Origin of the sequence: Streptomyces sp. NRRL S-455 (assembly GCF_000717875.1) — a bacterium.
GTDB lineage: Bacteria > Actinomycetota > Actinomycetes > Streptomycetales > Streptomycetaceae > Streptomyces.
The window spans coordinates 44679-69395 of the sequence record NZ_JOCT01000018.1; the positions used below are offsets into that span (position 1 = coordinate 44679).

Sequence of the window (24717 nt, forward strand, 5' to 3'; positions counted from 1 at the left end):
TGCGTCAACTGCCGAAGGTCAACAAGGGGTTGATGGCTATGACGACGTGCTGGTATGAGGGGCCGTTGGCCGCCTTCGACACGGAGACCACGGGCGTGGACGTCGAGACCGACCGGATCGTGTCGGCCGCCGTGGTCGTCCAGGACGCCCCGGGCGTCCGGCCGCGGGTCAGCCGCTGGCTGGTGAACCCGGGGGTGCCGGTGCCCGCCGAGGCGACGGCGGTGCACGGGCTGACGGAGCAGCACCTGCAGCGCAGCGGGCGTTGGCCGGCACCGGTGATGTACGAGATAGCGGAGGCGCTGGCGGAGCAGGCCCACGTCGGCCGTCCGGTGGTGGTGATGAACGCGCCGTTCGATCTGACGCTGCTCGACCGGGAGTTGCGCCGCCACCGCGCCTCGCCCCTGAGCCGCTGGTTCGAGTCGGCGCCCCTGTGCGTGCTCGACCCGAGGGTCCTGGACAAGCATCTGGACCGCTACCGCAAGGGCCGTCGCACCCTGACGGACCTGTGCGCGCACTACGGCGTCGCCCTGGAGGGCGCGCACGACGCGGCGGCCGACGCCATGGCGGCGCTGGAGGTCACCCGGGCGGTGGGCCGGCGTTTCGCGACCCGGCTGGAGCGGCTCGCTCCCGGTGAGCTGCACACGCTGCAGGCGGTGTGGCACGCGGCGCAGGCCCGGGGGCTGCAGGCGTGGTTCGCGCGCAGCGGCGTGGAGGAGGCGGTCGACCCGGCCTGGCCCCTGCGTCCGGACCTGCCGGCGGCGGCCTGAGCGCCTGGCGCGGCGCATGAAAAAACCGGTCCGCCTGAGGCGGACCGGCTGTTTCCGGTGGGCGATACTGGGTTCGAACCAGTGACCTCTTCGGTGTGAACGAAGCGCTCTCCCACTGAGCTAATCGCCCGGGAACGCACTGAACAATACAGGCCCCGGCACGTTTCCTTCAAACCGCTTGGAGATGCCTGGCCAGTCCTCGTGCTCCCGCCCGCATCATCAGCCGGTGATTGGCCCGGAAGGCGGGCCGGCACGGCAGCGCGAGCCGGCGCAGCAGCGGCTTGCGGACGTCGACGACCTGGTCGTACCGCGCGAGGGCGCCGGTCCCGAGCGGCGTGACCGTCCAGCGTGCCGACCCCTCGATGTCGCCGGACAGGGCGATCTCCAGCACGCCCGCCGCGGGGTCGCGCCGCGTTTCGCGCGCCGTGAAGGTGATGTCGTACGGCAGGACGGAGCGGATCCGGAGCACCCCGGTCGTGTCGTCGAGCCGGGTCACCTCGCGGACCTGGCGCCACCACCGGGGGTAGTCCTCGGCGCGTTCCAGCGTCTCGTACACGGTGGCGGGCGGCGCGGGAAGGTTCCACCGGCTGCGGAAGCGGTAATGGTTCCAGTCCATGACGGCAGTCTGCCCACACACCGTGGTGTGCTGTCTGAGTACGCGCCTGAGTATCCGCACTCATGCCCGCACGGGGTGACCCGCACCACACTGCGAGGCATGACGCACCTTCCGCCCCCGGCCGAGGAGTTGCGGCTCCTCGATGCCGAACTCTGGCAACTGGAGGCCCGGCGCACCCAGTTGCTGGCCCGTCGCGCCTGGCTGGTCGCGGCCCTGCGCCAGACGCAGCCGCCGCCGCAGACGCCGCCCGCGGCACCGCCGCGCCCGGAGACCACCGCGCCCAGCGTGCAGAACGTGCTCCTGGTGCTCGGCGGTGTCCTGCTCACTCTCGCGGCGGCGGTGTTCACGCTGGTCAGTTGGGGGCACCTGGGGATCGCGGGGCGGGCGCTGGCGCTCGGCGCGGTCACGGTGGCCACGCTCGCCGCACCGGTGGTGCTGCTGAAGCGGGGGCTGCGTTCGACCGCCGAGTCGGTGGCGGGGCTCGGGCTGGCGCTGACCGTCCTGGATGCCTACGCACTGCACGCGGCGGCCTTCGCCGGGGCGGCCGGCACCGGGTACGCGGCGGTCGCGTCAGCGGTGCTGGCCGCGGTCTGGTCGGCGTACGGTCTGCTGCCCGCCACGGCCGCGCTCCGGCTGCCCCTCCCCTGCGCCGTGGCGGCGGCACAGTTCCCGCTGCCGCTGTGTGCCCTGGCTGTCGACGCGGGTCCGTACACGGTCACGGCCGCCCTGCTGGTGACGGCCGGTTTCGACGCCGCGGTGGCGTTGCGCGTCATGAGCAGGTCCGTACGGATCACCGCCATGGCCGGTGCGTACGCCGTGGGCGGCTGCGGCGTCCTGGCCGCGGCGTGGCTCTCCCTGGCGGCCGACGGTCCGGCCGGGTCCGCTCGTGCCGGAGCCCTCCTCCTTCTCGCCGCGGTGATCGCACTGGGCGCCGCCTGGCGCAGCCCGGGTGACCACCACCCCCTGGGCCTCGCGGTGGCCTCGGGGCTGCTCACGGTCGGCGCGCTCGGCGGCCTGGCCCGCTCCTGGACGCCGGAGATGTGGACGGTTCCGGGGTATCTGCTCTGCGGGATCGCGCTGTTGGCGGCGCTGCGGGCCGGGTGGCTGCCGGACCCGGTGCGGATGGGCTTCGCCTGGGCCTCCGGTGTCGTGCAGGCGCTGGCCGTGCTGTGGACCCTGCCCGTGGTCGCCGTGGTGGTGCTGGGGCCGGCCGGCTGGCTGGGCCGGGTGTGGAGCGGTACGCCGGTGGACGCGCGTGCCGCGGTGACCGTCGAAGCCCCCTGGCCGCCCGACGCGTTGGGCGCCCCTGTCGTCCTGATGGCCGTCGCGGTGGTTCTCGCTCTGGCCGTCCGTGCGGAGAAGTGGCGTGCGCGGGCGCGGACCGGCGCGCTCGGCCTGGGAGCGGCCACGGCGCTGATCCTCCCGGCGGTCCTCGCGGTCCCGTACGTCGCGGGCCTGCTGGTCCTGGGGGTGCTGACAGCGGCTGCCCTGTACCTGTGCCGGACGGTGGTGTCCGCCGCACGGACCACCGCCCTCGTCCTCGCCCTGGTCACCTCCGTCTGTCTCACCCTGGTGTCGCTCGCCTCCCAGAGCGCGACCCTCGTGGTGCTGTCCGTGCTGACGGCACTGTTCGCGGCGGCCTCGTGGCCGGCGGGCGTCGCACCGGTGACGGCTCCGGCCGCCCTCGGGTACGCCGCCGTCCTGGCCTCGGCGACGGGCGCCGCCGCGGACTGGCCGCCGGCCCGTGTCGCCCTGCTGGTCCTGGCCGTTTCCGTGGCCGCCGCCCTGTTCGCGGCACGCCTCGACGGGTCCCGGGCGACCGTGCCGGTCGAGGTCGTGGGAGCCGCCACCGGCCTGCTCGCCGTGGGCCTCGCCGTCACGGACCCTCCGCTGCTCGCCCTGGTGCTCGCCCTGTGCGGAGTGATCGCCGCGGGCACGGCGCTGCGTCCGGGGCGTCGCCGGGCCGGTTACGTGGCCACCGCCCTGTTCGTGCTGGCCGCCTGGGTACGCCTGGCCGCCTGGGAGGTCGCCACGCCGGAGGCGTACACGCTCCCGGTCACCGTTCCGGCGCTGCTGGTCGGCGCCCTGCGCCGGCGGCGGGACCCGCAGGCCTCCTCCTGGGCGGCTTACGGTCCCGGGCTCGCGGCCACCCTCACGCCGAGTCTCGTCGCGGCCTGGGGCGACCCGGGCTGGACAAGGCCGCTGCTGCTGGGCACGGCCGCACTGCTGGTGACCCTGCTGGGAGCCCGTCATCGCCTCCAGGCGCCGCTGGCGCTCGGCGGCTCGGTGCTGGCCCTGGTCACACTGCACGAACTCGCCCCGTATATCGCGCAGGTGACCGGGGCACTCCCCCGCTGGGCACCTCCCGCCCTCGCCGGACTCCTGCTGCTCGCGCTCGGGGCGACGTACGAGCAGCGGATCCGGGACGTCCGGCGGGTGCGGGAGGTCCTGGGGAGGATGAACTAGTGCCGCGGCACCAGCCGTCGGCTAGGGGGTGTCCGCAATGTCGCGTCGTCCGCCCGGAGGGCGGGCCCCGCGGCGTCCGGTGCGTGCTCTCGGCGTGCCGGGCGGACGCCCGCGTACTGGTTGTACTCGGGTGTTCGCCCGGTGCGGCGAGAGTGCGTGCCGGGCGTCGCGGGGCAGGCGGGACTTTGCGGACACCCCCTAGGGCATCTTGTCTCCGACCAGCGCCAGGTTCTGGATGGCGGCCAGCCCGTACAGCGCCGTGGCGTTGGTGGAGACCCAGGCCGCCTCGCTGCCCGCCACCAGAGCGGTCGGGCCCTCGATCTTCTTCGTCGACCAGTCGGTGCTCTCCTTGTAGTCCCAGGTGTCGGCGCTGTTGTAGAACTGCCGCCACGCCCGGGCGGCCAGCTTCTCGTCGCCCGTCCGGGCAGCCGCGTAGGCGTCCTGCCGGGAGTGGCCCTGGAAGAGGAGCAGGCTGCCGAAGTCGGAGCCGTAGCGGGCCTTCTGCTCGGCCTTGGTGGCGTTGTAGTAGCGGCAGTAGTCGAGCCACGCCTCCTTGAACTTCGGCATGTCGATCTGGTCGATGAGTTCCGCGCACATCTCGACCAGGCCGAACATCGCCGACAGGTGCGAGACCCCGACCACCGGCTTGTCCGCGATGGCGAACTTCCCGGTGTCCAGGTCGTACAGCCCGTTGCCCTGGACGAAGCCGTTGGGCTGGGCGGCGATGGTCTCCATGGTCGACAGGACCCTGGCCCTGGCCTTCTCCCACTTGGGGCCGCGCCGTTCCCACTCGGTGAGCCAGGCGGAGACCAGACCGCTCCAGTCGGTGCCGAAGCCGACGGACAGGGCGTTGCGGTCGGGCGTGTAGGGCTCGGTGCGGATCTTGCGGATGGGGTCGAGGACGAGGAACGTCTCGTCGGAGTCGACGTTGGCGTGCATGAGGTCGCCGACCCGTTCGTCCGCCGTGAGGAAGTAGTAGTAGCGCCGGTAGGTGGTGTTGGCGATGCGCTGCTGCTTGGCGCTGTCGGCGAAGTGCTGGACGCCGTGCCGGGTGCCGAGGCCCGCCCACTTGCCGAGGTGGTAGACGTCGACCTCGCCGGTGTGCCGGGTCATGGCCTCGGCGAACCGGAAGATGTCGGCGCGGCCGGAGCGCATGTACGCGAACCAGAGCCACAGGTCCGGCGAGAGTTCGGAGTTGTCCCAGGCGTAGCCGCCGACGTCGTAGCACCACTGGTGACGGCTGGGGTCGTAGCTGTGCATGATGTCGCCGTAGTCCCAGAAGCCGTACCAACGGCGCTGCTCCACCTGGTCCTTGTAGTAGGTGAAGAGGAAGTCGAGGTGGTCCTCGATCTTCGCCTTGGCGGCGGTGGAGCGGTCGGGCTCGGAGAACAGCTTGCCGAAGACGCCCGCCTTGATGAGCTGCTTGGGCGGGGCGGCGAGCTGCGGCGGGGTGCGTACGGCCTCGACCTGCTCGGCCATCCGCTCGGCGCTCGGTGTGGACTCGTGGGCCCAGAAGAGGAGTTCGCTGGTGCGGGCGATGCCGTAGGGGGTGCCGAAGCCGGGCTCGTAGTCCTCGTAGGTGATGTTGAGGCCTTCGAGCTGCTCGGGATAGGTGTCCTGGCCCATGCCGTCGTGGTAGAAGCGCAGATCCATGGGCTGCGCCTCCGGCGACCAGAGCCAGAGCGTGATCTCGGCGGTGTCGGTCTGGGCGTCGCGGATGTCGAGCTGGGCGGGGAACTTCTCCCAGAAGTCCCTGAGGCCGAAGGCGAATCCGCCGCTCGCGCCGCCGACGTACCCGAAGCCGCTGGCTCTCCGGCCGCCGCCCGCGCCGATCCAGCCGTGGCCCTTCTTGGTGCGCTTGCGGACGGTGAAGCCGTCGGCGGACAGCTGGGAGAGGGTGTAGTCGCCCCACTCGGGGATGTACTGGAGGCGGGTGGTGACGCGCTGGTCCCAGGTCGACGGGTCGGGCAGCTTCCTGCCCTCGAACTGGGCCGTGCGCACGGCCGCGCCCGGGTCGCGGCGCAGGCCGGTGATGCCCTTGACGGCCTCGCGGAGCAGGCCGGTGCCGTCGCCGCCGATGCGGATGTGCCGGTCGTAGGCCGCGTCACGCATCGGCACCTGGAAGCGCACGCCGAGCCCGCGGATGAAGTCGCCGCTCGCCTTTCCGGGCTCCTGGGTGCCGTCGAAGGTGAGGGTGTGGACCATGCGGAACGACTCGGCGCCCGCGTAGAAGTAGAGCCGGATCGAGAAGGGCAGCCAGCTGCGGCCGCCCTTGCGGTGCTTGCCGTCGATGCGGACGACCGCGCGGACCGGGCCCTCCTGCTCGACCTCGACCTTGGAGACGGCGCCGTCGAAGCGCTCGGTCTTGACCGCGCCCTGGTCCTCGTCCTCGATCTCCGGCTGGCGGATCAGCACCAGCCGGCCATTCCTGGCGATCTCCGTCGAGCCCCGGGTGACCGACTTGACGATCGTGGAGCCGGACTTGCCGATCCTCACGGTGATGACGCCGGTCGAGACGTCGATGGTGCCGCCGCTCTTGTCGACGGTGACCTTCTTCTCGGGGGCGGCGGGCGTCCCGGCCTTCAGGGTGAGCTTGCCGGTGCCCGAACCGACCGCGTGCGCGGTCCACTTGAGGGAGCCGTCGGGCCAGTAGCCGATCGGCCACGACTGCACGGGTACGGCCTTGCCGTCCGCGTCCGTCAGCGCGAAGGTCTGGTCCTTCTGGTAGGCGCCCTTCGGCCAGGGCACGCCGACGGTGGAGCCGGGGGCCGCGCCGAGGCCGCCGTCCTCCAGCCAGTCCAGGATCACCGGGTCGGGGTCGGCGTTCTCGGCCACGGGTGCGGCCTGCGCGTCCTGCGCTCCCAGCGCCCAGCTGAACTGGGCGGCGGCTCCGGCGACGGCGGCCGCCTTCAGGAGGGACCTGCGAGGGATGGGGGACATTGAGAATGCTGCCTTTCCTTGTCCGTGCGGGAAGCGATTCCGTGCGCTGATCAGGGCATGACAGAGAGAGGTGCGGCGTCCGGGGCGCCGACCTGGAATGAGGGCACCACCGGTCAGCGGTGCCGGTACCGCTGCTCCACGGCGACGGCCGCCGCCGCGACGGCCCCGAGCACCGGGGCCGCCAGCGGCGCGGCGAACCAGGCTGACAGCGCGACCACGGCCAGACCGGCGACGACGAGGAAGGAACCGGCCGGGTCGAGGACCGTCCGGCGCCAGGCCTGAGCGAGCAGTGTCCGCCAGCGGGCGTCCGGCTCCCAGACCGCCGCCGCGCGCAGCCCGGCCACCACGAGCCCGATGAGCGCGACGACCCCTACCGCCCCGACGAGCGGCCCGCCGGGAATCCCCGCCCGGGCCGCCTGGACGTCCACCCAGACCGCGGCCACCGCCGCCCACCCGGCGACCCCGGCGAGCCACCCGCCGCGCAGGGCCGTCCGGAAGTCGGCGACGAACTCCCGCCACCCCCCGCCCTCGTGCGCGGTACGCCGCCGCAGATGCCGCGCCCCGGCGGCGAAGGCCGCCGGGTACGTGACAACTCCCAGCGAGGCCACCGCGATCCAGACCCCGGTCAGCAAGCACTCGGCGAACACGGAGAACCTCTCGGCGAGCACCGACTCACCACGTGCCTTCACCCGAGTCCCGGCCATGCTCACCTCAGCCCTTCAGACCCGACGTGGCCATGCCGTCGATCAGGTACCGCTGGAAGGCGAGGAAGAAGGCGAGGACCGGCAGCAGCGCGACGAGCGACATGGCGATCATGCCGCCGTAGTTGGCCACTCCTTCCTGGTCGACGAACATCTTCAGGCCGAGCGAGACCGTGTACTTGTCGGGCTCGTTGAGGTAGATCAGCGGCCCCATGAAGTCGTTCCAGGAGTTGATGAAGGTGAAGATCGCGCTGGTGATCAGGGCCGGCCGGCTCAGCGGCAGCACGATCGACCAGTAGATCCGCAGGTGCCCGCAGCCGTCGAGGCGAGCCGCCTCGTCCAGTTCCTTGGGCATGTTGCGCATGAACTGCACCATCAGGAAGACGAAGAACGCCTCGGTGGCCAGGTACTTCCCGAGCAGCAGCGGCGTATAGGTGTTGATCATCTCCATGTTGCGGAACAGCACGTACTGCGGGATCAGCAGCACGTGGTACGGCAGCAGGAGCGTGCCGATCATCAGCGTGAAGAGCAGATTGCGGCCCGCGAACCGGATCCGCGCGAAGGCGTAGGCCGTCAGCGAGCAGGACAGCAGGATGCCGACCACGGAACCGACCGCGAGGAAGAGCGAGTTGAAGAAGAACGTGGAGATCGAGATGCCGGCGATGCCGTCGGCGAGGCTCGTGTAGTTGCCGATGATCGGGTCGCCCGGGAGGAGGTCCAGGCTGCCGACGATGTCCTCGCTCTTCTTGAAGGAACCGCCGATGACCCAGATCACCGGGTAGAGGATCACCGCGAGGACCAGCAGGGACCCGATGTGCCAGGCGAGGGAGCCCGGCAGCTTGTGCCGCAGTCCGCCCCCTCGCGGGGTGACGTCGGTGACCTGAGCACTCATCGGGCGCCCTCCTCGTAGTGCACCCAGCGCTTCTGGGACCAGAACAGCACCGCCGTCACCAGGGCCACCGCGACGAGCAGTACCCAGGCCATGGCGGAGGCGAGACCCATCCTGCTGTTCTCGAAGCCCTGGACGTAGAGATAGCAGGTGTAAACCATGGAACCGTCCGCAGGGCCACAGGCGTTGCCGCCTGCGCCGCCGCCGACGATGTACGCCGAGCTGAAGATCTGGAAGGAGTGGATCGTCTCCAGCAGGACGTTGAAGAAGAGCACCGGTGAGATCATCGGCAGCGTGATGTTCCAGAACCGCCGCAGCTTGCCCGCCCCGTCGACCTCGGCAGCCTCGTACAGCTCGCGCGGGACCTGCTTGAGGCCGGCCAGGAAGATGACCATGGGGGCGCCGAACTGCCAGACGGTGAGCGCCACCAGGCTGTAGATGATCAAATCCGGGTCGCCGGTCCAGCCGCCGACGTCCACGCCGAAGATCTTCTGTGTACGGTCGACGATCGCGTCGTCCGAGAAGATCGCCTTCCAGACGATCGCGATGGACACGCTCGCGCCGATCAGCGACGGCGCGTAGAAGGCGGCCCGGTAGAAGGCCTGCCCCCGCCGGCTCTGGGCGAGCAGCAGCGCGACGCCGAGGGCCGCGAGCAGCTTCAGCGGTGTACCGACGACGACGTACCAGAGCGTGACCTGCACCGAGTGGCGCCAGCGCGGATCGCCGAACATCTCGGAGAAGTTGTCGAGGCCGATCCACTTGGGCGCGTCGAACAGGTTGTAGTCGGTGAACGCGAAGTACAGCGAGGCGATCATCGGGCCCGCGGTGAGCAGCAGGAACCCGGCGATCCACGGGGACATGAAGAGATAGCCGGCCAGGTTCTCCCGGCGCCGTCGCCGCTTGAGGGCGGCGGGGCGCGCGGGCTTCACCGGACCGTGCCGCGGCTCGGAGTCCTTGGTCAGGGCCTCCATCGCAGGGGCGTGTGTCACGGTGGTTCCCATCAGGTGCCGAGAGCCGTCTTCGACTCGGTGAAGAACTGCTTGACGGCCTCGTCCACCGAGCGCTTGCCCAGGCCGAGTTCCTCGCCGATGCGCAGGAACGCGGTCTCACAGATGTCCGCGCCGTTCGGGTGCGGCGTGATGGGCTCCAGGACACCGGCCTCGACGAGGGACTCCTCGTACTCGGCTATCGCCTTGTTGACCGGATCGGTCGGCTGGTACGCGTCGTACTGGGCCTGCGTCGCGGGCACCCCGCGGTCGTAGCCCATGATCTTGGCGACCTCGGGGTCGTGCACCATGAAGTCGATGAACTGGGCGACCTCCTTGGGGTGCTGGGTGCGCTTGGAGGCGCTCAGCATCAGCGAGCCGAGGTACTGGCCGGTCTTCTTGCCGTCCGTGGTCGGGATGGGGGCCAGACCGTATTCGCTCTTGCCCTCGGAGGTGTAGCGGACGGTGAAGTTGTCCCAGGTGAACTCACCGCCGGAGATCTCCCCGGCGACCGCCGACTTGGGCTTGATCTGGGCGACCTTCTTCTGGTCGGCGTAGCTGCCGTCCTCGACGCCTTCCTTGGCCTTCGCCCACCAGTCCTTCAGATCCGCCTCGGTGAACCCGAGTCCGTCCTCGGTGAAGAACGCCTTGCCGTTCTGGCGCAGGTAGAGGTCGTAGAGGTACATGACGTTGTACGGGCCGGTGTCACCGGCACGCCCCGTCTTGTCGCGGATCTTCTTCATCGCCGCGTGGTAATCGTCCCAGGTCCAGCCCTGCTCCGGTTTCACGCCGGCCCTGGTGTAGACGGGCTTGTCGATCACCAGGGCCATCGAGTTGGAGCCGACCGGAACCCCAAGGAGCTTCCCGTCGATCTCGCCGAACTTCTCGAGTCCCGCACGGAATCCGTCCGTCCGGAGGTTGCCGGCCTTGACCTGCTCGCTCAGATCGAGCAGCACGTTCTTGGAGTCGTATTTGCGGAGGAACCCGATGGCATTCTGGAAGACGTCCGGCGGATTCCCGCCGGAGGCCTGGGTGTTGAACTTCTTCCAGAAGTCGAGATAAGACTGGAAGTCCGTTTTCACCTTGATCTTCGGGTACTTCTTCTCGAAGAGCGCGATGGTCCTGTTGATGCGCTGGGCGCGGTCCTCCGCTCCCCACCACGCGTAACGGATCGTCACCGTCCCGTCCGCGGAAGTGCCTCCGTCCCCGCCGCAGCCGGTGGTCGCGGCCAGCCCCAGCGTGGCTGCCGTGGCACCGGCCGCCTTCAGGATCGTACGTCTGTCAACATTCCCGCCGTTCACCACGGTTGGACCTCCCCGCACGTCGTCCCGCTCGCATGAATCGTTTCAAGTAAGCGCTTGCTGGCACAAGGTACGGAGGGGCTGAGAGTGCGTCAATGACTCGGGCAAGAATTTCTCACCGAGCGGCCGGAGGGCAGGAGTGGACGGCGACCCGCCCGGGGAGGTGCCGACGCGGCGACATCACTGGTGAGGCAGGTGCGACGGGAGGTTCCAACGGCTCCGGGCGGGGCGCAGGTTTTTCGGTCGCGGCCGAAAGGCGGCGGCAGCGGACACGCACATCCACGGACACCGCCCGCGCGGACAACGACGGCGGCCCGCCTGCACGTGCTGTGCAGGCGGGCCGCCGACCCGGGTGGGCGATACTGGGTTCGAACCAGTGACCTCTTCGGTGTGAACGAAGCGCTCTCCCACTGAGCTAATCGCCCGGGCGCAGGAAGAACATTACCCCATGTCAGGGGGTGCCTGTGACCAGCGGGCCGGCACCGGCACCCCGCCACGCCTCACTGGTTCTCGATCTTCCACGGCATGACGATGCCGAACTTCCACACGTAGATACCGACCAGTACGGCCACGATCACCAGCCCGATCGAGGTCAGGATGATGTTCCGGCGCCGCACCCTGGGGTCGAGGGCGCGCTGCGCCGCCTCCGTGACCTTCCGCTTGGTCCAGCGGAGCACCAGCTGGGCCCACACGAACTCGGTCGCCCAGATCGCCATACCGCCGAAGATCACGACCCAGCCCGGTCCGGGCAGGGGCAGCATGATGATGCCCGTCACGACCACCGCGAGCCCGATGATGAAGACGCCGACCTGCCAGCTCACATGCAGCACGCGGCGCGCTTTGATGAATTCCGGCGCACGCGAACCGAGCCCCCGCTCCTGTTCACCGCTCGCCTCGTCGGTCCCCGTCTCGTTCGACGCCACGGCCACCTCGCCCGGCTCGTTACTCCCCGTATTCATACGGGCAAACACTACCTGAGCGAAACCAGTCACCGGAATGGACGCACGACGCGAACGATCTCTCGGCCGGAAGGGTTACGTAAAGGCACGCAAAACACTCAGAGGGGTTTACAACGGCACCGTAGGTGGCATGTCGATTTCGCCGACGTGCGAATCCCCGAGCGCACACTGAGCGAAAGGCCCTGGCGCTTATGAACACCACGGTCAGCTGCGAGCTGCACCTGCGCCTCGTTGTGTCGAGCGAGTCCTCCCTGCCTGTCCCCGCAGGCCTGCGGTACGACACGGCCGACCCCTACGCCGTGCACGCCACCTTCCACACCGGAGCCGAGGAGACCGTCGAGTGGGTGTTCGCCCGCGACCTCCTCGCCGAGGGACTTCACCGCCCTACGGGCACCGGCGACGTCCGCGTCTGGCCGTCGCGCAGTCACGGCCAGGGCGTCGTGTGCATCGCCCTGAGCTCTCCGGAGGGCGAGGCTCTGCTCGAGGCCCCGGCAAGGGCCCTGGAGTCCTTCCTGAAGCGCACAGACGCCGCCGTGCCGCCCGGCACGGAGCACCGGCATTTCGATCTCGACCAGGAGCTGTCGCACATCCTGGCGGAAAGCTAGGGCGAGGCGCTCACGAAGCCGCCCGGCGCCGTCGACTCGGGGAGACGGCTCGGGCCCGGACAACCGCATACGGGATACACCGGCGCCGGCACCGCGCATCTCGCGGGGCGGCGCCGGTTCGCGTGCGCCCCGGCCACGCCTGGCCGGCCGCGGTGGGAACCATGCCGAGCCCGGCAGCGTTGTAATCGAAGCCATGTGCGGGCATGAGGGCGGTCCGGCGCTGGTGGAGCCGTTACCATCGGCCAGCATCGGCGGGCGCCTGCCCGACCCCCAGGCCAGGGAGCAAATCGTGCTGATCACCCACGACACCCGGTGCGCCCTCGACACCGTGGTCGATCTGGTGAACACCGCACCGGAGGACGACACGGCGCCGGACGGGCTGCCGGACGTGGCGGCCCTCGCAGATTTCGTACGAAACCACGAGATCAGCGATGTCGGTGTGCTCTCGGAGTTCGATCTCTCGGCGGTGCGCAAGATCCGCGGGCGGTTCGCCTCCGTCTTCGCCGCCCCCGACGCCCGGACCGCGGCGAACCTGATCAACGAGCTGGTAGCGGCCGCCGGCACCACTCCGCGGCTCACGGACCACGATGGCTACGACTGGCACGTGCACTACTTCGCGCCCGGTGCGTCCGTCGCCGATCACCTCGCCGCCGACTGCGGGATGGCGCTGGCGTTCTTCGTGGTCGCCGGGGAGCAGGAGCGGCTGCGGCGCTGCGAGGCGCCCGATTGCCGACGGGCCTTCGTCGATCTGTCCCGCAACCGCTCACGGCGGTACTGCGACAGCCGCACCTGCGGAAACCGCCTGCACGTGGCCGCGTACCGGGCACGCCGCAAGGAAGCCGCCGGCTGACGCCCGGTCCGCCGCGCGCGGCCGGTCCGGCGGGACTCCGGAAGGACATGGACGCCCACGCGGCCCCAGCGGGTGACGCCGGGCACCGCGAGTACGGCTCACAGCAGCAGCAGGTCGTGCAACGAGGCCATGAGCAGCAGACTCCCGATCACCGCAAGGAAGATCATCAGCGGTGGCTGGGAAAGGGCGAAGAGGCAACCCCGTGGCTCGTCCTGGGGCGGCGCGGGGTCGCTCTGTGTCGTGTCCAGCATCTCGCGGCGATGATGACGCAGCCGGGCGACCGGACGCGATCAGCGCCCCGGTTCGGAGCGGGAGTGCGCCGATTCGGCGAGGTCCGGTTCGGGTTGTGATCACTTCCGCGCGCCCTCGGACGCACTGTGACGATTCAGCCGACGTGTGGCCCGTCAGATGCCGTGCTTCTTGAGGATGGCCTCGATGTCGCTGAAGTCGTCGTCTTTCTTGGGGGCCGCCGCGGGCCGGGAAGCAGGGCGGGAGCCCTGGCTCAGGGAGGGTGCCGAGGCCGCCGGGGCCACCGCGTCCGGCTGGGCCGCCGCGCGGGCCGCCGCTCTGCGTTCCTTGCGGGTGCCGCCGCGGCGGCGCTCCACGACACGGGTGGTCGTGAACAGCACCCAGGCGACGCCGAGCACCCCGAAGCCGGCCCACGCCGTGGGGCTGAACGCGGTGTCGGCCAGCCACTCGACGACTCCGGTCATCACCAGGCCGATCGGCACGAGCGAGTACGCGGCGATGCGGACCGCCGCGAGGAAACGCTTACGGTATGCCGTGATGGCCGCGATACCCAGGCCTGCCGCGGACACGGCGGAGCAGACTGTCTCGGCGATCATCCGGTCCTCCAGCGTGGCGCGGTCGAGCAGGGCCTTCGTCTCTTCCATCCTGCACCCGCCGCACCCCGGCGGGCCATGCCCCGGCCGGACATCAGGGACATCTCCGGGTCGTCTCCTCCTCGGGTGCCGGGCGGGTCCGGCCCGGTGAGGTCCGATTGGGGCGAGGTGCACACGGGCTGGAAGACTGTCGGCATGAGCGACTCAGCCCCCGCCCGTCCCGCCGCCCCCGTTCTCGAGATCTGGTGCGATCTCCAGTGCCCGGACTGCCGCACCGCGCTGGACGACCTCGGTGCCCTGCGCGCCCGCTACGGCGACCGTCTGGAGCTGCGGCTGCGGCACTTCCCGCTGGAGAAGAACAAGCACGCCTTCGCCGCCGCCCAGGCCGCGGAGGAGGCGTGGGAACAGGGCCGGGGGTGGCCCTACGTCGAGGCACTGCTCGGGCGGGTCGAGGAGCTGGGCCGTAAGGGAGAGCCCTTCCTGGTCGAGTTGGCCCGCGAACTGGACCTGGACGCCGAGGAGTTCGACACCGCGCTGATCGACGGCCGGCACATCCTGTTCGTGGACGCCGACCAGGCCGAGGGCAAGGCGATCGGCGTGACGGGCACCCCGACGTACGTCATCGGGGGCGAGCGGCTCGACGGGGGCAAGAGCCAGGAGGGGCTGCGCGCTCGGATCGAGGAGATCGCGGACCGGCTGCTGGCGGGGCAGGAGCAGCAGGGCTGACCGCCCGGTCCCCGGCCCTTGATCCCTGATCCCCTGCCCCGGCCGCTACAGCAGCGGCTTGTACATGGCGTACTGCTCGGTCTCGTAGCCGAGCGAGGCGTAGAGCCGCTCCGCCGGTTCGTTGCCGGCGAAGACGTTGAGGCCGATGACCCTTCTGCCCTCGACGATCGCCTGGGCCTCGGCGAGCAGCATGAGGGTGCGGCCGTGTCCCCTGCCCCGGTGGGCGGCGTGGGTCTCGACGTCGAAGACGAAAGCGTTGTCCTCGCGCAGCGCGAGCCACAGCGTGCCCACGGACGTGCTCTCGTGTTCCACGACGCTGATGAGGTTCCCGGGGGTGGCGAGGCCCTCGGGCAGCAGGGTGGCGTGGTCGCGCTCCGACTTGGCCCGGGCCTCGGCCTCCGGAACGCCCCGCTCGATCCAGTCCCGCGCGTAGTCCTCCTTGCCCTTCTCCAGCCAGGGGCCGAACTCCGCCTCGGTCATGGGCCGGGCACGGCTGCCCTCCGGCAGGTCCGGCGCGGTGTCGCCGAGCGGTTTCGCCATGGCCCGGTTGCGCACCACGTAGCCGAGGGCCGTGGCGAGCCGGAACGCCGGCGCGGAGCCGGCGGGCACCGCGACCTCGATACGCCGGCACCCCCAGCCCCGCGCCACCTCCTCCGCCGCGAGCGCGGCCACCGTCCCCCGGCCGCGCCCCCGGTCCGGTTCCTCGATGCGCAGGCTCATGATCCGGGCCACGGCGCCACCGAACACGGGGTGTGTGCCGAGGTGTATCGCCCCTACGGGACGGCTGTTCACGCACACCTGGTAGCGACGTGAGCGCGTCCCGTCGCCGTTCTGCTGAAGCGGCTCGCTCGGCCGCAGGGTCGTGGTCATCAGGGCTGTTCTACCCACGAGCCGCGGCCCTCTTCAGCCGGATGTCCGAGGCACGTGACGAAGCGTGTCAGGGGTCGAGGTCGTTCCCGGACCGCTCCTCGAAGATCCGCATGGCCTTGGCCGTCACCGGGCCCGGCCCGTCCGGCAGCTCACGGCCGTCGACCCGGTGCACGGCCTGCACGTCCCGCAGCGTGGAGGTGAGGAACACCTCGTCGGCCCGCTCGAGGACGTCCAGCGGCAGGTCGGTCTCCGTGGCGCCGGTCCACTCGATCGTCAGCGCGCGTGTGATGCCCGCGAGGCAGCCCGAGGCGAGCGGCGGCGTGTGGATCTCACCGTCGAGGACCACGAAGACGTTGGACCCGGTGCCCTCGCACAGCTGACCCACGGTGTTGGCGAACAGCGCCTCGGAGGCGCCCTGTTCACGGGCCCGGGCCAGGGCGACGACGTTCTCGGCGTACGAGGTGGTCTTCAGGCCGGTGAGCGCGCCGCGCTCGTTGCGGGTCCAGGGGACCGTGATCACGGCGGTGGAATCGGGGCGGCGGGTGGTCTCGCCGACGGCGACGACAAGGGTGGGGCCGTGTTCGCCGCGGTCGGAGCCGAGCGGACCGTGGCCACCGGTGTAGGTGATGCGGAGGCGGCCGAGCGGCACGGGATCGGCTTCGAGGACGGCGGCACAGGCGCGGCGCACCTCGTCGTGGTCCGGGTCCGGCAGTCCGAGGCCGCGCGCCGACCGGGTGAGCCGGTCGAGGTGCCGGGTGAGCGCGAACGGGCGGCCGTGCACGGCCTTCAGCGTCTCGAAGACGCCGTCGCCCACGGTCAGTCCGTGGTCGAAGACGGAGACGCGGGCGGACTCGATGTCCTGCAGCCCGCCATCGAGCCAGATCTTCACGTCAGGTCCTCTCCACTCGCCTCGTATGTTCCCGACGCTATCGCGAGCAGCCGGGCCGCCTTCAGTTCGGTCTCCCGCCACTCCCCCTCGGGGTCCGAACCCCAGGTGATGCCGGCACCGGTACCGAAGCGCAGCAGGCCGTCGGTCCGGTCGATCCAGAAGGTACGGATGCCGACGGCCAGCTCACCGGCCCGCCGGTCCGCGTCGACCCAGCCGATCCCCCCGCAGTACGGCCCCCTGGGCGCGGTCTCCAGCGCGTCGATGATCCGCAGGGCACTCGACTTGGGCGCGCCGGTGACGGAGCCGGGCGGAAAGGCGGCGCCGAGCAGCTCGGCCCAGCCGGCCCCGTCCGCCAGCTCACCGCGGACCGTCGAGACGAGATGCACCAGCCCCGGGTGTTTCTCGACGGCACACAGGTCGGGCACCGTCACACTGCCGGTCGCGCAGACCCGCCCGACGTCGTTGCGCACCAGGTCCACGATCATCACGTTCTCGGCGTAGTCCTTCTCCAGCAGGTCCGCCTCGGTGCGGCCGGTGCCCTTGATCGGCCCGGACTCGACGACCCGGCCGGCGCGCCGCAGGAACAGTTCGGGGGAAGCCGTGGCGATCTCCACCCCGTGAGCGGGCAGGCGGATCGTTCCTGCGTACGGGGCCGGGTTGCCGCGGGCCAACAGCGCGGTGAGGGCGTCCACGTCGGCGCCGGGTGGGACGGGCGCGGACAGGACCCGGCACAGGTTCGCCTGGTAGACCTCGCCGGCCGCGATGTGTTCGCGGATCCGCCGCACGGCCGCGGTGTACGCGGTGCGATCGAGCGACGACGTCCAGTCATGTGCCGCCGGTCCCCGCCATGCGCCGGGCACGGGAGCGGGCACCGGAGCCCGGTGCACCTCCCGGAAGCGGGCGCAGGTCAGACGGCCCTCGAAGTCGGCGCAGACGGCCCAGAAGCCGCTGGATTCCAGGGCTTCGGGATCATCGGTGACATCGAGGAGCCCGGTGGCGACGCGGTCGCCGAAGCGGGCGAGAGGAGGGAGGTCGAGCACGCAGTCGAGTCTATGGCGGTGTCCTCCGGGTGACCGGGGCATGTCCCCTCAGGACGCTCTGCGACGCGCCTGAGCAGGTGAGGCGCAGCACGCTGCACAAACGCGTTTTTGTACTGGCCCCGGAATCCGCTAGAGTTCAACACGTCGCCGGGCCGCGAGAGCGGACCGAAACGACAGGCGGACGTAGCTCAGTTGGTAGAGCGCAACCTTGCCAAGGTTGAGGTCGCGAGTTCGAGCCTCGTCGTCCGCTCGAAGGAACAGGGGGCTTCCCGGCCCCCTACACTCCTGGTGGAGTGGCCGAGAGGCGAGGCAACGGCCTGCAAAGCCGTCTACACGGGTTCAAATCCCGTCTCCACCTCCAAGGACGATTAGCTCAGCGGGAGAGCGCTTCCCTGACACGGAAGAGGTCACTGGTTCAATCCCAGTATCGTCCACTGGATCTGTTCGAAGATCCGAACCCGCGCGATTAGCTCAGCGGGAGAGCGCTTCCCTGACACGGAAGAGGTCACTGGTTCAATCCCAGTATCGCGCACGCAGTGCCCATGATCCGCTCCTTTGAGTGGCCATGGTCCCGAGGACGATTAGCTCAGCGGGAGAGCGCTTCCCTGACACGGAAGAGGTCACTGGTTCAATCCCAGTATCGTCCACATCACACCGGAGCCCCCGGCCGAACGAATCGGCCGGGGGCTCGGTCGTGTCCGCCTCGCCCCGTCATGACGAGAACAGCATGTGCCCGAAGCTCTTGTGGCGGTGGTGTCCGTGGTGGCCGTGATGACCGTGGCCGCCGTGCGGTGCGCCCCAAGCGGGGGCCGGAGGAGCCGGGTAGGCCTGCGGGGCGGGCGGAGGCGGCGGGGCGGTCTGTGACCACTGGGCCTCCAGGCGGGTCAGCGACTCCAGCTCGCCGTAGTCGAGAAAGATCCCACGGCAGCCGCTGCACTGCTCGATCTGGACGCCGTTGCGGTTGTACGTGTGCATCGGCGCATGGCACTTCGGACACTGCATGGTCGTTCACTCCTCGCCGGTCGGTCCTGCTTCGTGTGTCGACAGGACAGACTCTGTCCCGCTGTGGTCGGTTGCACCCTACTTCGCGTGCTCCCGCGTCAACTGCGGCGGGACGGTGGCCATTCGGTCACAGGCGTCCACGACCGACTGCTCCACCTCGTCCAGGGGCCGGCCGGCCGCTACCGCCTTGGCGACGGCCCTGGCCGCGGTCTGCACGGTGATGGCCCGGGCGGGGACGTCCAGGGCGGGCCAGGGATCGCCGTCGACGGGGACGGCGGGGCCTCCGGCCGCACGGTAGGCGGCGAGGAAACGGCCCCACTCGTCGGGCGGGAGCAGTCCACAGGCGTACCAGGCGGCGGGACGGGCGAGGTCCCAGGCGGGGACGCCGACGCCGAGGTCGTCGACATCGATCAGCAGCCAGGGGCCGTCGGGAGCGGGGTGGCGTACGAGCTGGCCCAGGTGAAGGTCGCCGTGGCACAGCGTCGTGGTGTCCGGCATCGGGGCCTCGGCGCGGGCCCAGGCAGGGAGCGTGTCCCAGGCCCGGTGGACGGGGGCGGCGGCGGGATGCCGGCCGGCGTCCCGGAGCCGGGCGACGGCGCGGGCCGCCTTGGCCGGGCCCCGCATGACGGGCAGGGCCTGCGGGGCCGGGGTGCGGTGGAGCCGGGCGAGGAGTGCGGCGGCGGCTTCCCAGGGGGCGGCGTCGGGGGTGTCCGGGTCGACGGGGGATCCGTACGGCCAGAAGGTCACGAGGCGGCCGTGCAGGTCGGCCGGGGTCGGAGCGAGTGGGGGCAGCAGGATGCCGGGGTGGCCGGCGGCGACTGTGAGGCGGCCGGCCAGTTCGGTGGGGTCGGTGTCCGGAGGGTGGGCCTTCGCGACGGTGTCCGCGTGGCGGACGACGGTGCCGTCGGAGCGGTCCGCCAGGGTGGCTGCTTCGCAGGGGCAGGCCGGTGAGCGGGCGTGGGCGGTGGCTCGGGCCTGGGCAGTGAGATCTCGCAGGAGCAGGGTCGGGTTCACGCGGGCGAGGGTACGCGCAGGCGAGATCAGGGCCGTAGGAAACGGTCGACTCCAGGTACCCGGTGTGGGTGCTGGGGCCGGGGGTGGTCCGCAGCCCGGCGGAGCGGGGTGCCGCTGCGCCCACCCTCCCCCAAGCTCTCGGCTTCGCTCGAGCAGGGGGGACCCCCATCGCCCCAGCGGCACGGCCCAACCTCCCGGGGGCAAAAGCAATGCCGGCGCAGCTCCCCAGCTGCGCCGGCATCTGTGCCGTCCGCCGCACCCCCGTCCCCACGGGGTTTCATGGGTGGATGTCCCCGCCCGGACCGCTCTTCCGGGCCTGGGGTCGCCGCTCAGCGCCCCAGCATCTCGCCCACGGACGACGCCTGTGTGGCCACTGTCTCCCAGCCGTCGAAGACGACGAGGAGCAGGACCGCCAGGGGGAGGGCCATCAGCGTCGCCACCACGGGGTGGCGACGGCCCTGGCGGCGGGGGCGGAACGCGGCGGCGTACACCTTGCGTCCCTCCTCGCGGATCATCGTCCGCGGTGCCGTGTGGGCCATGGTCCCTCTCCTGACCGTTCTCAGTTGTCGTTGGCAGCGGCGGGTGTCTGACCTCGGGGGACGAGTGCTGCACCCGCCGCTTGACCTCAAATCTAGGCTCCCGGCCCCCCTCGGGGCGTCATGCCCTCGTACCGATTGCCGGGCCTCCCCGAGGATGAGCCGTCATCCGGGATGTACTCCCCTGGTTGGAGACGCGGCCCCCGGTCTCAGGGTCTTCCCCGAGGGGACGCCGGACTCCCCCACCCTGGCGAGCTGTCCGGGCACACTCCATCGCGTGACTTCGCTCACTCCCACGGGGCCCCGGCGTGCCGCAGTCTCCGCCCTGCGGCCCGTCCGTCCCGCCACCACCTCGTACCTCCGCGTCGGGTGGCCCGCGTTCACGGCCGTCTCCGCACGATCCCTCGTGACGGATCCAATCGCCCCTATCTAGCAGCTGGTTGGGTTACCCATCCGTGTGAACGCGTGCTGCCCGCAGGTCCCCTGACCGCCCTTCACGTTTCCGGCGCAGCACTGACAATCCGTCGCCCCGAGAGGGCGCGGCCTCTGCGCGCGGGCGGCCGTGGAAACGTAAGCTGTGGCTCGTCACAGGACCGGGCAGCGGGGATGAACATGGCGATGATGCGCCTGAGGCGCGAGGACCCGCGCGTCGTCGGCTCGTTCAGGCTTCACAGACGGCTCGGCGCGGGCGGGATGGGCGTGGTCTACCTGGGCTCCGACAAGAAGGGCCAGCGGGTCGCTCTCAAGGTCATCCGGCCCGATCTCGCGGAGGATCAGGAGTTCCGCTCGCGGTTCGCCCGTGAGGTGTCGGCGGCGCGCCGGATCCGCGGCGGCTGTACGGCACGTCTCGTGGCCGCCGACCTCGACGCGGACCGCCCGTGGTTCGCCACGCAGTACGTACCCGGCCCCTCCCTGCACGACAAGGTCGCCGCCGAGGGACCGCTCGGCGCGGCCGACGTCGCGGCCGTCGGAGCCGCGCTGTCGGAGGGCCTGGTCGCCGTGCACGAGGCCGGGGTCGTGCACCGAGACCTGAAGCCGTCCAACATCCTGCTGTCCCCGAAGGGGCCGCGGATCATCGACTTCGGCATCGCCTGGGCCACCGGCGCCTCGACGCTCACCCATGTCGGCACGGCGGTCGGCTCGCCCGGCTTCCTCGCACCGGAACAGGTGCGCGGGGCGGCCGTCACCCCGGCCACCGACGTGTTCTCGCTCGGCGCCACGCTCGCGTACTGCTCCATGGGCGACTCTCCCTTCGGGCACGGCAGTTCGGAGGTGATGCTGTACCGCGTCGTGCACGAGGAACCGCAGCTTCAGGGCGTGCCCGACGCGTTGGCCCCACTCGTCCGGGCCTGCCTGGCCAAGGACCCCGAGGAGCGGCCCAGCACGCTCCAACTCTCCCTGCGCCTCAAGGAGATCGCCGCTCGTGAGGCGCACGATCTGGCCGGCGTACGGCCGCCCGGGCCGCGCGGCGCCGAGACCGAGCGGCATGCCGACACCTACCCCGAGCGCACCCGGCGTCCACAGACACAGCAGGGTGCCGGCGCGTCCGGCGCGCAGCGGGGCCGTGGTACTCCGTCGCGGGGGGCCTCTCCCGCGGGGGACGGCGTGCCCCGGCGGGCGAACGGTACGCAGGGCAGCGGCAAGCCCACCGGGCGCGGCTCCCGCGGCGGAGCGCCGACGGGTGGCGGCGCCCCTCGCGGCGGCTCGCCGTCACGGTCCGGGGCGCGGCCGACGCCCACCGGGCGCAACGGGACGCGTTCGGGCAGCGGCAGCCGCACCGCTCCGCACAGCGGCACCGGGCGCCCGGCGTCCAGGAACACGGGGTCCCGGTTGCGGCCCGCCAATCCGCGGCTGCTCCGGCAGCGGCTGTTCGTGTTCGTCGTGGTCACCCTGGTGGTGGCCCTGGGAATCGCCCTGATCCAGGGCTGCCAGGGCCCGGCGCGGGGGCTCGGCGACGACGGAGACGGCGTACGGGAACGGCAGGTTCACCGCTCGCAGCCGCTGAACGGCGCGGCTGCGAGGCCGGGTGCCCCGAGCCGGGGCTGAGCCGGCTCGACGGCGGCCCGGGCCGGCGCTCACATACCCGGCAGGATCCGCTCGAAGAACTCGCGGTCGCCGTCGAACACCGGGTCCAGGGCCAGGAACTCCTCCGGCGTGACCCAGCGGGTCTCGGCCACCTCGCCCGGGTCGGGAAGCACCTCCCCCGTGTCCGCGCGGGCGGTCCACCAGTGGAGGCGGAACCGGTGGTCGTCGGTCTCCGACTCCCAGGCCTTCGCCAGCGGCACGACGGTGAGGCCGACCTCCTCGCGGACCTCCCGGGCGACCGCCTGCTCCTGGGTCTCGCCCGGTTCGATCTTGCCGCTGATGGGTTGCCAGTAGCCGGGGCGGGCGACGGCCGGTCCGCGCCGGATCGCGAGGACGCGGTCCCCGCGCCGCAGTACCGCCACGATGGCCTCGCGCTGCTCCACGTACGGCCCCTAGGTCCGGGGGCGGCCGGTGGCCACGGCGTAGAAGGCCACCGCGGCCGCGGCGCCCACGTTGAGGGAGTCGACGCCGTGGGACATGGGGATGCGGACCCACTCGTCGGCGGCGACCAGTGCCTGGGTGGACAGGCCGTCGCCCTCGGCACCGAGCATGAGGGCCACCCGGTCCATGGTGTGCGGGGCGGCCTCGTCGAGGGGGCGGGCCTTCTCGTCGGGGGTGAGGGCGAGGAGCGTGAAGCCCGCCTCGCGGACCGACTCCAGGCCCTTGGGCCAGGTGTCCAGACGGGCGTACGGCACGGAGAAGACCGCGCCCATGGAGACCTTCACGCTGCGGCGGTACAGGGGGTCGGCGCAGTCCGGGGAGAGCAGGACGGCGTCCATGCCGAGGGCGGCGGCCGAGCGGAAGATCGCCCCGATGTTGGTGTGGTCGTTGACCGACTCCATGATCACGACGCGGCGGGTGGTGCGGAGGAGGTCGGCCGCCGTGGGCAGGGGCTTGCGCTGCATGGAGGCGAGCGCGCCGCGGTGCACGTGGTAGCCGGTGACCCGCTCGGCGAGTTCCGGACTGACGGCGTAGACCGGGGCGGGGAGCTCGTCGATGACGTCGCGCATGACGTCGACCCATTTGGCCGAGAGCAGCATGGACCGCATCTCGTAGCCGGCTTCCTTGGCCCTTCTGATGACCTTCTCGCCCTCGGCGATGAAGAGGCCCTCGGCGGGTTCGCGCTTGCGGCGCAGCTCCACGTCGGTCAGGCCGGTGTAGTCGTGCAGGCGCGGGTCGTCGGGATCCTCGACGGTGATGAGATCGGCCACAGGGTGATACTGCCTTGTCCTGGGTACGGTGCCAACGGCTTGGGACGGGTTGGGTTACCCCGGGTTACTCACTTGTCGCCGCAGCCGTGGGGCCGACCTTCACGACCTCGCCGATGACGATGACCGCCGGAGGCTTCACATCCTCGGCCCGCACGGTCTCGGCGACGGTCGCCAGCGTCGCGTCGACGCGGCGCTGGGCGGCCGTCGTGCCCTCCTGGACGAGCGCGACGGGGGTGTCGGCCGGCTTTCCGTGCGCGACGAGCGTCTCCGCGATCTTTCCGATCTTGTCGACGCCCATGAGGATCACCAGCGTGCCGGTCAGCCTGGCCAGGGACGGCCAGTCGACCAGGGAGCGCTCGTCGTCGGGCGCGACATGGCCGCTGACCACGGTGAACTCGTGGGCGACGCCGCGGTGGGTGACCGGGATGCCGGCCGCGCTCGGGACCGAGATCGAGCTGGAGATCCCGGGGACGACCGTGCAGGCGATGCCGGCCTCGGCGAGAGCCTGCAGTTCCTCCATGCCACGGCCGAAGACGTAGGGGTCGCCACCCTTCAGACGGACGACCGACTTGCCCTGCTTCGCGTGCTCGATGAGCGCGTTGTTGATGGCCTCCTGGGCCATGTAGCGGCCGTAGGGGATCTTCGCCGCGTCGATCACCTCGACGTGGGGCGGGAGTTCGGCGAGGAGGTCGCGCGGGCCGAGGCGGTCCGCGATGACGACGTCCGCCTCGGCGAGCAGGCGGCGACCGCGCACCGTGATCAGGTCCGGGTCGCCGGGGCCACCGCCGACCAGGGCGACGCCGGGAGTACGGGTGCGGTGGTGCGGGGCGACGAGCGTGCCGTCGCGCAGGCCCTCGACGACGGCGTCGCGGATGGCCGCGGTGTGACGGGGGTCGCGGCCGCGCGCGTCGGTGGTCAGCACGGCGACCGTGACGCCCTCGCTGTGGCCGGTGGCCGGGGTCCAGGCCGTCGCCTCGTCGGCGTCGTCGGAGCGGACGCACCAGACACGGTGGCGCTCCGCTTCGGCGGAGGCCCGGGTGTTGGCCTCGCTGTCGCCGGTGGCGATCAGGGCGTACCAGGCTCCGGTGAGGTCGCCCTCCTCGTAGGGGCGCCGGTGCCAGGTGATCTCGCCGGCGTCGGCCATGGCCTCGACGGACGCGGTCGCCTCGGGGGAGACGAGGTGGATGTCCGCGCCGGCCGCGATGAGGGCGGGGAGACGGCGCTGGGCGACCTGACCACCGCCGAGGACGACCACGCGGCGGCCGGTGAGGCGGAGGCCTACGGGGTAGGCGGGGTGTTCGGCCATGACGGTGTGGCTCCTGTTGTGGCGGTTATCGGTGCCCTGACGTGCGGATTTTAGGCTGCGGGTGGGTTCGGGCGCACAGGTGTCCGGTGGCTGGGCATGGTTGCCGGGTGCGGGCC

24 protein-coding genes and 7 tRNA genes are annotated in these 24717 nt (G+C 71.3%); 11 read left to right on the plus strand and 20 right to left on the minus strand.

Annotation, left to right across the window (positions count from 1 at the left end; genetic code table 11):
• Positions 1–38 precede the first annotated feature (38 nt).
• Positions 39–767: a 3'-5' exonuclease gene (locus IE97_RS0122955; RefSeq protein WP_030243733.1), complete on the plus strand. Its 729-nt coding sequence runs from the start codon at positions 39–41 to the stop codon at positions 765–767.
• Between the two features lie 58 nt (positions 768–825).
• On the opposite strand, the gene IE97_RS0122960 is transcribed toward IE97_RS0122955, so the two are convergent.
• Positions 826–897 (minus strand) — tRNA-Val (locus IE97_RS0122960).
• A 39-nt stretch (positions 898–936) separates the two neighbouring features.
• Entirely contained in the window at positions 937–1383 is a 447-nt protein-coding gene (locus tag IE97_RS0122965) for an SRPBCC family protein (protein ID WP_030243735.1), read from the minus strand.
• Positions 1384–1482: 99 nt separating this feature from the next.
• Here IE97_RS0122965 and IE97_RS0122970 point away from each other — a divergent pair, with 99 nt between their 5' ends.
• On the plus strand, positions 1483–3849 hold the full coding sequence (locus IE97_RS0122970; RefSeq protein WP_051705081.1) for an SCO7613 C-terminal domain-containing membrane protein: 2367 nt from the start codon (positions 1483–1485) through the stop codon (positions 3847–3849).
• Positions 3850–4047: 198 nt separating this feature from the next.
• On the opposite strand, the gene IE97_RS0122975 is transcribed toward IE97_RS0122970, so the two are convergent.
• From IE97_RS0122975 to IE97_RS0123005, 7 genes are all read right to left on the minus strand, one after another.
• Entirely contained in the window at positions 4048–6789 is a 2742-nt protein-coding gene (locus IE97_RS0122975; protein ID WP_030243740.1) for a hypothetical protein, read from the minus strand.
• Between the two features lie 113 nt (positions 6790–6902).
• Complete coding sequence (locus IE97_RS0122980; protein ID WP_030243744.1) at positions 6903–7493, minus strand: hypothetical protein; 591 nt, start codon at positions 7491–7493, stop codon at positions 6903–6905.
• 7 nt (positions 7494–7500) lie between these two features.
• Positions 7501–8382 (minus strand): carbohydrate ABC transporter permease, encoded by an 882-nt coding sequence (locus IE97_RS0122985; protein ID WP_030243746.1) that lies wholly within the window; start codon positions 8380–8382, stop codon positions 7501–7503.
• Positions 8379–9380 carry a carbohydrate ABC transporter permease gene (locus IE97_RS0122990; RefSeq protein WP_030243749.1) on the minus strand — a complete coding sequence of 334 codons (1002 nt, stop codon included), beginning with the start codon at positions 9378–9380 and terminating at the stop codon, positions 8379–8381. The genes IE97_RS0122985 and IE97_RS0122990 overlap by 4 nt, the downstream gene beginning before the upstream one ends.
• Complete coding sequence (locus tag IE97_RS0122995) at positions 9380–10669, minus strand: ABC transporter substrate-binding protein (protein WP_030243751.1); 1290 nt, start codon at positions 10667–10669, stop codon at positions 9380–9382. Before IE97_RS0122995 ends, IE97_RS0122990 begins: the two co-directional genes overlap by 1 nt.
• Before the next feature lie 350 nt (positions 10670–11019).
• Positions 11020–11091, minus strand: a tRNA-Val gene (locus IE97_RS0123000).
• Between the two features lie 75 nt (positions 11092–11166).
• Positions 11167–11625, minus strand: a complete 459-nt coding sequence (locus tag IE97_RS0123005) for a TIGR02611 family protein (RefSeq protein ID WP_030243752.1) — start codon at positions 11623–11625, stop codon at positions 11167–11169.
• A gap of 191 nt (positions 11626–11816) precedes the next feature.
• Here IE97_RS0123005 and IE97_RS0123010 point away from each other — a divergent pair, with 191 nt between their 5' ends.
• Both IE97_RS0123010 and IE97_RS0123015 read left to right on the plus strand, forming a co-directional pair.
• Entirely contained in the window at positions 11817–12230 is a 414-nt protein-coding gene (locus tag IE97_RS0123010; protein WP_004002642.1) for an SsgA family sporulation/cell division regulator, read from the plus strand.
• A 289-nt stretch (positions 12231–12519) separates the two neighbouring features.
• Positions 12520–13080, plus strand: a complete 561-nt coding sequence (locus tag IE97_RS0123015) for a CGNR zinc finger domain-containing protein (RefSeq protein ID WP_030243755.1) — start codon at positions 12520–12522, stop codon at positions 13078–13080.
• Positions 13081–13178: 98 nt separating this feature from the next.
• On the opposite strand, the gene IE97_RS42575 is transcribed toward IE97_RS0123015, so the two are convergent.
• The gene (locus IE97_RS42575; RefSeq protein ID WP_167545780.1) at positions 13179–13331 is read right to left on the minus strand and encodes a hypothetical protein; all 153 of its coding nucleotides are present in this window, start codon (positions 13329–13331) and stop codon (positions 13179–13181) included.
• Positions 13332–13484: 153 nt separating this feature from the next.
• Entirely contained in the window at positions 13485–13925 is a 441-nt protein-coding gene (locus IE97_RS0123025; protein WP_030243757.1) for a hypothetical protein, read from the minus strand.
• Between the two features lie 192 nt (positions 13926–14117).
• Between IE97_RS0123025 and IE97_RS0123030 the strand changes: the two genes are divergently transcribed.
• Complete coding sequence (locus tag IE97_RS0123030) at positions 14118–14648, plus strand: DsbA family protein (RefSeq protein ID WP_030243759.1); 531 nt, start codon at positions 14118–14120, stop codon at positions 14646–14648.
• A gap of 45 nt (positions 14649–14693) precedes the next feature.
• Here the strand turns inward: IE97_RS0123030 and IE97_RS0123035 are convergent, their stop codons facing one another.
• From IE97_RS0123035 to IE97_RS0123045, 3 genes are all read right to left on the minus strand, one after another.
• On the minus strand, positions 14694–15518 hold the full coding sequence (locus IE97_RS0123035; protein WP_030243762.1) for a GNAT family N-acetyltransferase: 825 nt from the start codon (positions 15516–15518) through the stop codon (positions 14694–14696).
• A gap of 67 nt (positions 15519–15585) precedes the next feature.
• A complete protein-coding gene (locus IE97_RS0123040; protein WP_030243764.1) occupies positions 15586–16407 on the minus strand; it encodes an aminotransferase class IV in 822 nt (273 codons plus the stop codon).
• A complete protein-coding gene (locus IE97_RS0123045) occupies positions 16404–17447 on the minus strand; it encodes a chorismate-binding protein (protein ID WP_030243765.1) in 1044 nt (347 codons plus the stop codon). Before IE97_RS0123045 ends, IE97_RS0123040 begins: the two co-directional genes overlap by 4 nt.
• A 177-nt stretch (positions 17448–17624) precedes the next feature.
• Between IE97_RS0123045 and IE97_RS0123050 the strand changes: the two genes are divergently transcribed.
• The 5 genes from IE97_RS0123050 (at position 17625) to IE97_RS0123070 (ending at position 18094) form a co-directional block, all read left to right on the plus strand.
• Positions 17625–17697, plus strand: a tRNA-Gly gene (locus IE97_RS0123050).
• A gap of 37 nt (positions 17698–17734) precedes the next feature.
• Positions 17735–17808 (plus strand) — tRNA-Cys (locus IE97_RS0123055).
• Position 17809: 1 nt separating this feature from the next.
• A tRNA-Val gene (locus IE97_RS0123060) sits at positions 17810–17881 on the plus strand.
• Positions 17882–17907: 26 nt separating this feature from the next.
• Positions 17908–17979 (plus strand) — tRNA-Val (locus IE97_RS0123065).
• Positions 17980–18022: 43 nt separating this feature from the next.
• Positions 18023–18094: transfer RNA gene (locus tag IE97_RS0123070), tRNA-Val, on the plus strand.
• A 64-nt stretch (positions 18095–18158) separates the two neighbouring features.
• Here IE97_RS0123070 and IE97_RS0123075 read toward each other — a convergent pair.
• The 3 genes from IE97_RS0123075 to IE97_RS0123085 form a co-directional block, all read right to left on the minus strand.
• Positions 18159–18449 carry a zf-TFIIB domain-containing protein gene (locus IE97_RS0123075; RefSeq protein WP_030953664.1) on the minus strand — a complete coding sequence of 97 codons (291 nt, stop codon included), beginning with the start codon at positions 18447–18449 and terminating at the stop codon, positions 18159–18161.
• 78 nt (positions 18450–18527) lie between these two features.
• Entirely contained in the window at positions 18528–19463 is a 936-nt protein-coding gene (locus tag IE97_RS0123080) for a phosphotransferase family protein (RefSeq protein WP_030243767.1), read from the minus strand.
• 329 nt (positions 19464–19792) lie between these two features.
• On the minus strand, positions 19793–20002 hold the full coding sequence (locus tag IE97_RS0123085) for a hypothetical protein (RefSeq protein WP_030243769.1): 210 nt from the start codon (positions 20000–20002) through the stop codon (positions 19793–19795).
• A 696-nt stretch (positions 20003–20698) separates the two neighbouring features.
• Between IE97_RS0123085 and IE97_RS0123090 the strand changes: the two genes are divergently transcribed.
• Positions 20699–22045, plus strand: coding sequence for a protein kinase domain-containing protein (locus IE97_RS0123090; protein WP_420706134.1), 1347 nt, complete (start codon positions 20699–20701; stop codon positions 22043–22045).
• 29 nt (positions 22046–22074) lie between these two features.
• Here the strand turns inward: IE97_RS0123090 and IE97_RS0123095 are convergent, their stop codons facing one another.
• From IE97_RS0123095 to cobA, 3 genes are all read right to left on the minus strand, one after another.
• Entirely contained in the window at positions 22075–22467 is a 393-nt protein-coding gene (locus IE97_RS0123095; RefSeq protein ID WP_030243773.1) for an NUDIX domain-containing protein, read from the minus strand.
• Positions 22468–22476: 9 nt separating this feature from the next.
• Entirely contained in the window at positions 22477–23295 is an 819-nt protein-coding gene (locus IE97_RS0123100; protein ID WP_030243778.1) for a TrmH family RNA methyltransferase, read from the minus strand.
• A 64-nt stretch (positions 23296–23359) separates the two neighbouring features.
• Entirely contained in the window at positions 23360–24601 is a 1242-nt protein-coding gene (gene cobA, locus IE97_RS0123105; protein ID WP_030243780.1) for a uroporphyrinogen-III C-methyltransferase, read from the minus strand.
• Positions 24602–24717 lie beyond the last annotated feature (116 nt).

Coding starts and splice junctions, on each gene's coding strand:
- IE97_RS0122955 (WP_030243733.1), top strand. CDS start 39: ATGACGACGTGCTGGTATGAGGGGCCGTTGGCCGCCTTCGACACGGAG.
- cobA (WP_030243780.1), bottom strand. CDS start 24,601: ATGGCCGAACACCCCGCCTACCCCGTAGGCCTCCGCCTCACCGGCCGC.
- IE97_RS0122970 (WP_051705081.1), top strand. CDS start 1,483: ATGACGCACCTTCCGCCCCCGGCCGAGGAGTTGCGGCTCCTCGATGCC.
- IE97_RS0122985 (WP_030243746.1), bottom strand. CDS start 8,382: ATGAGTGCTCAGGTCACCGACGTCACCCCGCGAGGGGGCGGACTGCGG.
- IE97_RS0123025 (WP_030243757.1), bottom strand. CDS start 13,925: ATGATCGCCGAGACAGTCTGCTCCGCCGTGTCCGCGGCAGGCCTGGGT.
- IE97_RS0123005 (WP_030243752.1), bottom strand. CDS start 11,625: ATGAATACGGGGAGTAACGAGCCGGGCGAGGTGGCCGTGGCGTCGAAC.
- IE97_RS0123075 (WP_030953664.1), bottom strand. CDS start 18,449: ATGCAGTGTCCGAAGTGCCATGCGCCGATGCACACGTACAACCGCAAC.
- IE97_RS0122975 (WP_030243740.1), bottom strand. CDS start 6,789: ATGTCCCCCATCCCTCGCAGGTCCCTCCTGAAGGCGGCCGCCGTCGCC.
- IE97_RS0122990 (WP_030243749.1), bottom strand. CDS start 9,380: ATGGGAACCACCGTGACACACGCCCCTGCGATGGAGGCCCTGACCAAG.
- IE97_RS42575 (WP_167545780.1), bottom strand. CDS start 13,331: ATGCTGGACACGACACAGAGCGACCCCGCGCCGCCCCAGGACGAGCCA.
- IE97_RS0123010 (WP_004002642.1), top strand. CDS start 11,817: ATGAACACCACGGTCAGCTGCGAGCTGCACCTGCGCCTCGTTGTGTCG.
- IE97_RS0123035 (WP_030243762.1), bottom strand. CDS start 15,518: ATGACCACGACCCTGCGGCCGAGCGAGCCGCTTCAGCAGAACGGCGAC.
- IE97_RS0122965 (WP_030243735.1), bottom strand. CDS start 1,383: ATGGACTGGAACCATTACCGCTTCCGCAGCCGGTGGAACCTTCCCGCG.
- IE97_RS0123030 (WP_030243759.1), top strand. CDS start 14,118: ATGAGCGACTCAGCCCCCGCCCGTCCCGCCGCCCCCGTTCTCGAGATC.
- IE97_RS0123085 (WP_030243769.1), bottom strand. CDS start 20,002: ATGGCCCACACGGCACCGCGGACGATGATCCGCGAGGAGGGACGCAAG.
- IE97_RS0122980 (WP_030243744.1), bottom strand. CDS start 7,493: ATGGCCGGGACTCGGGTGAAGGCACGTGGTGAGTCGGTGCTCGCCGAG.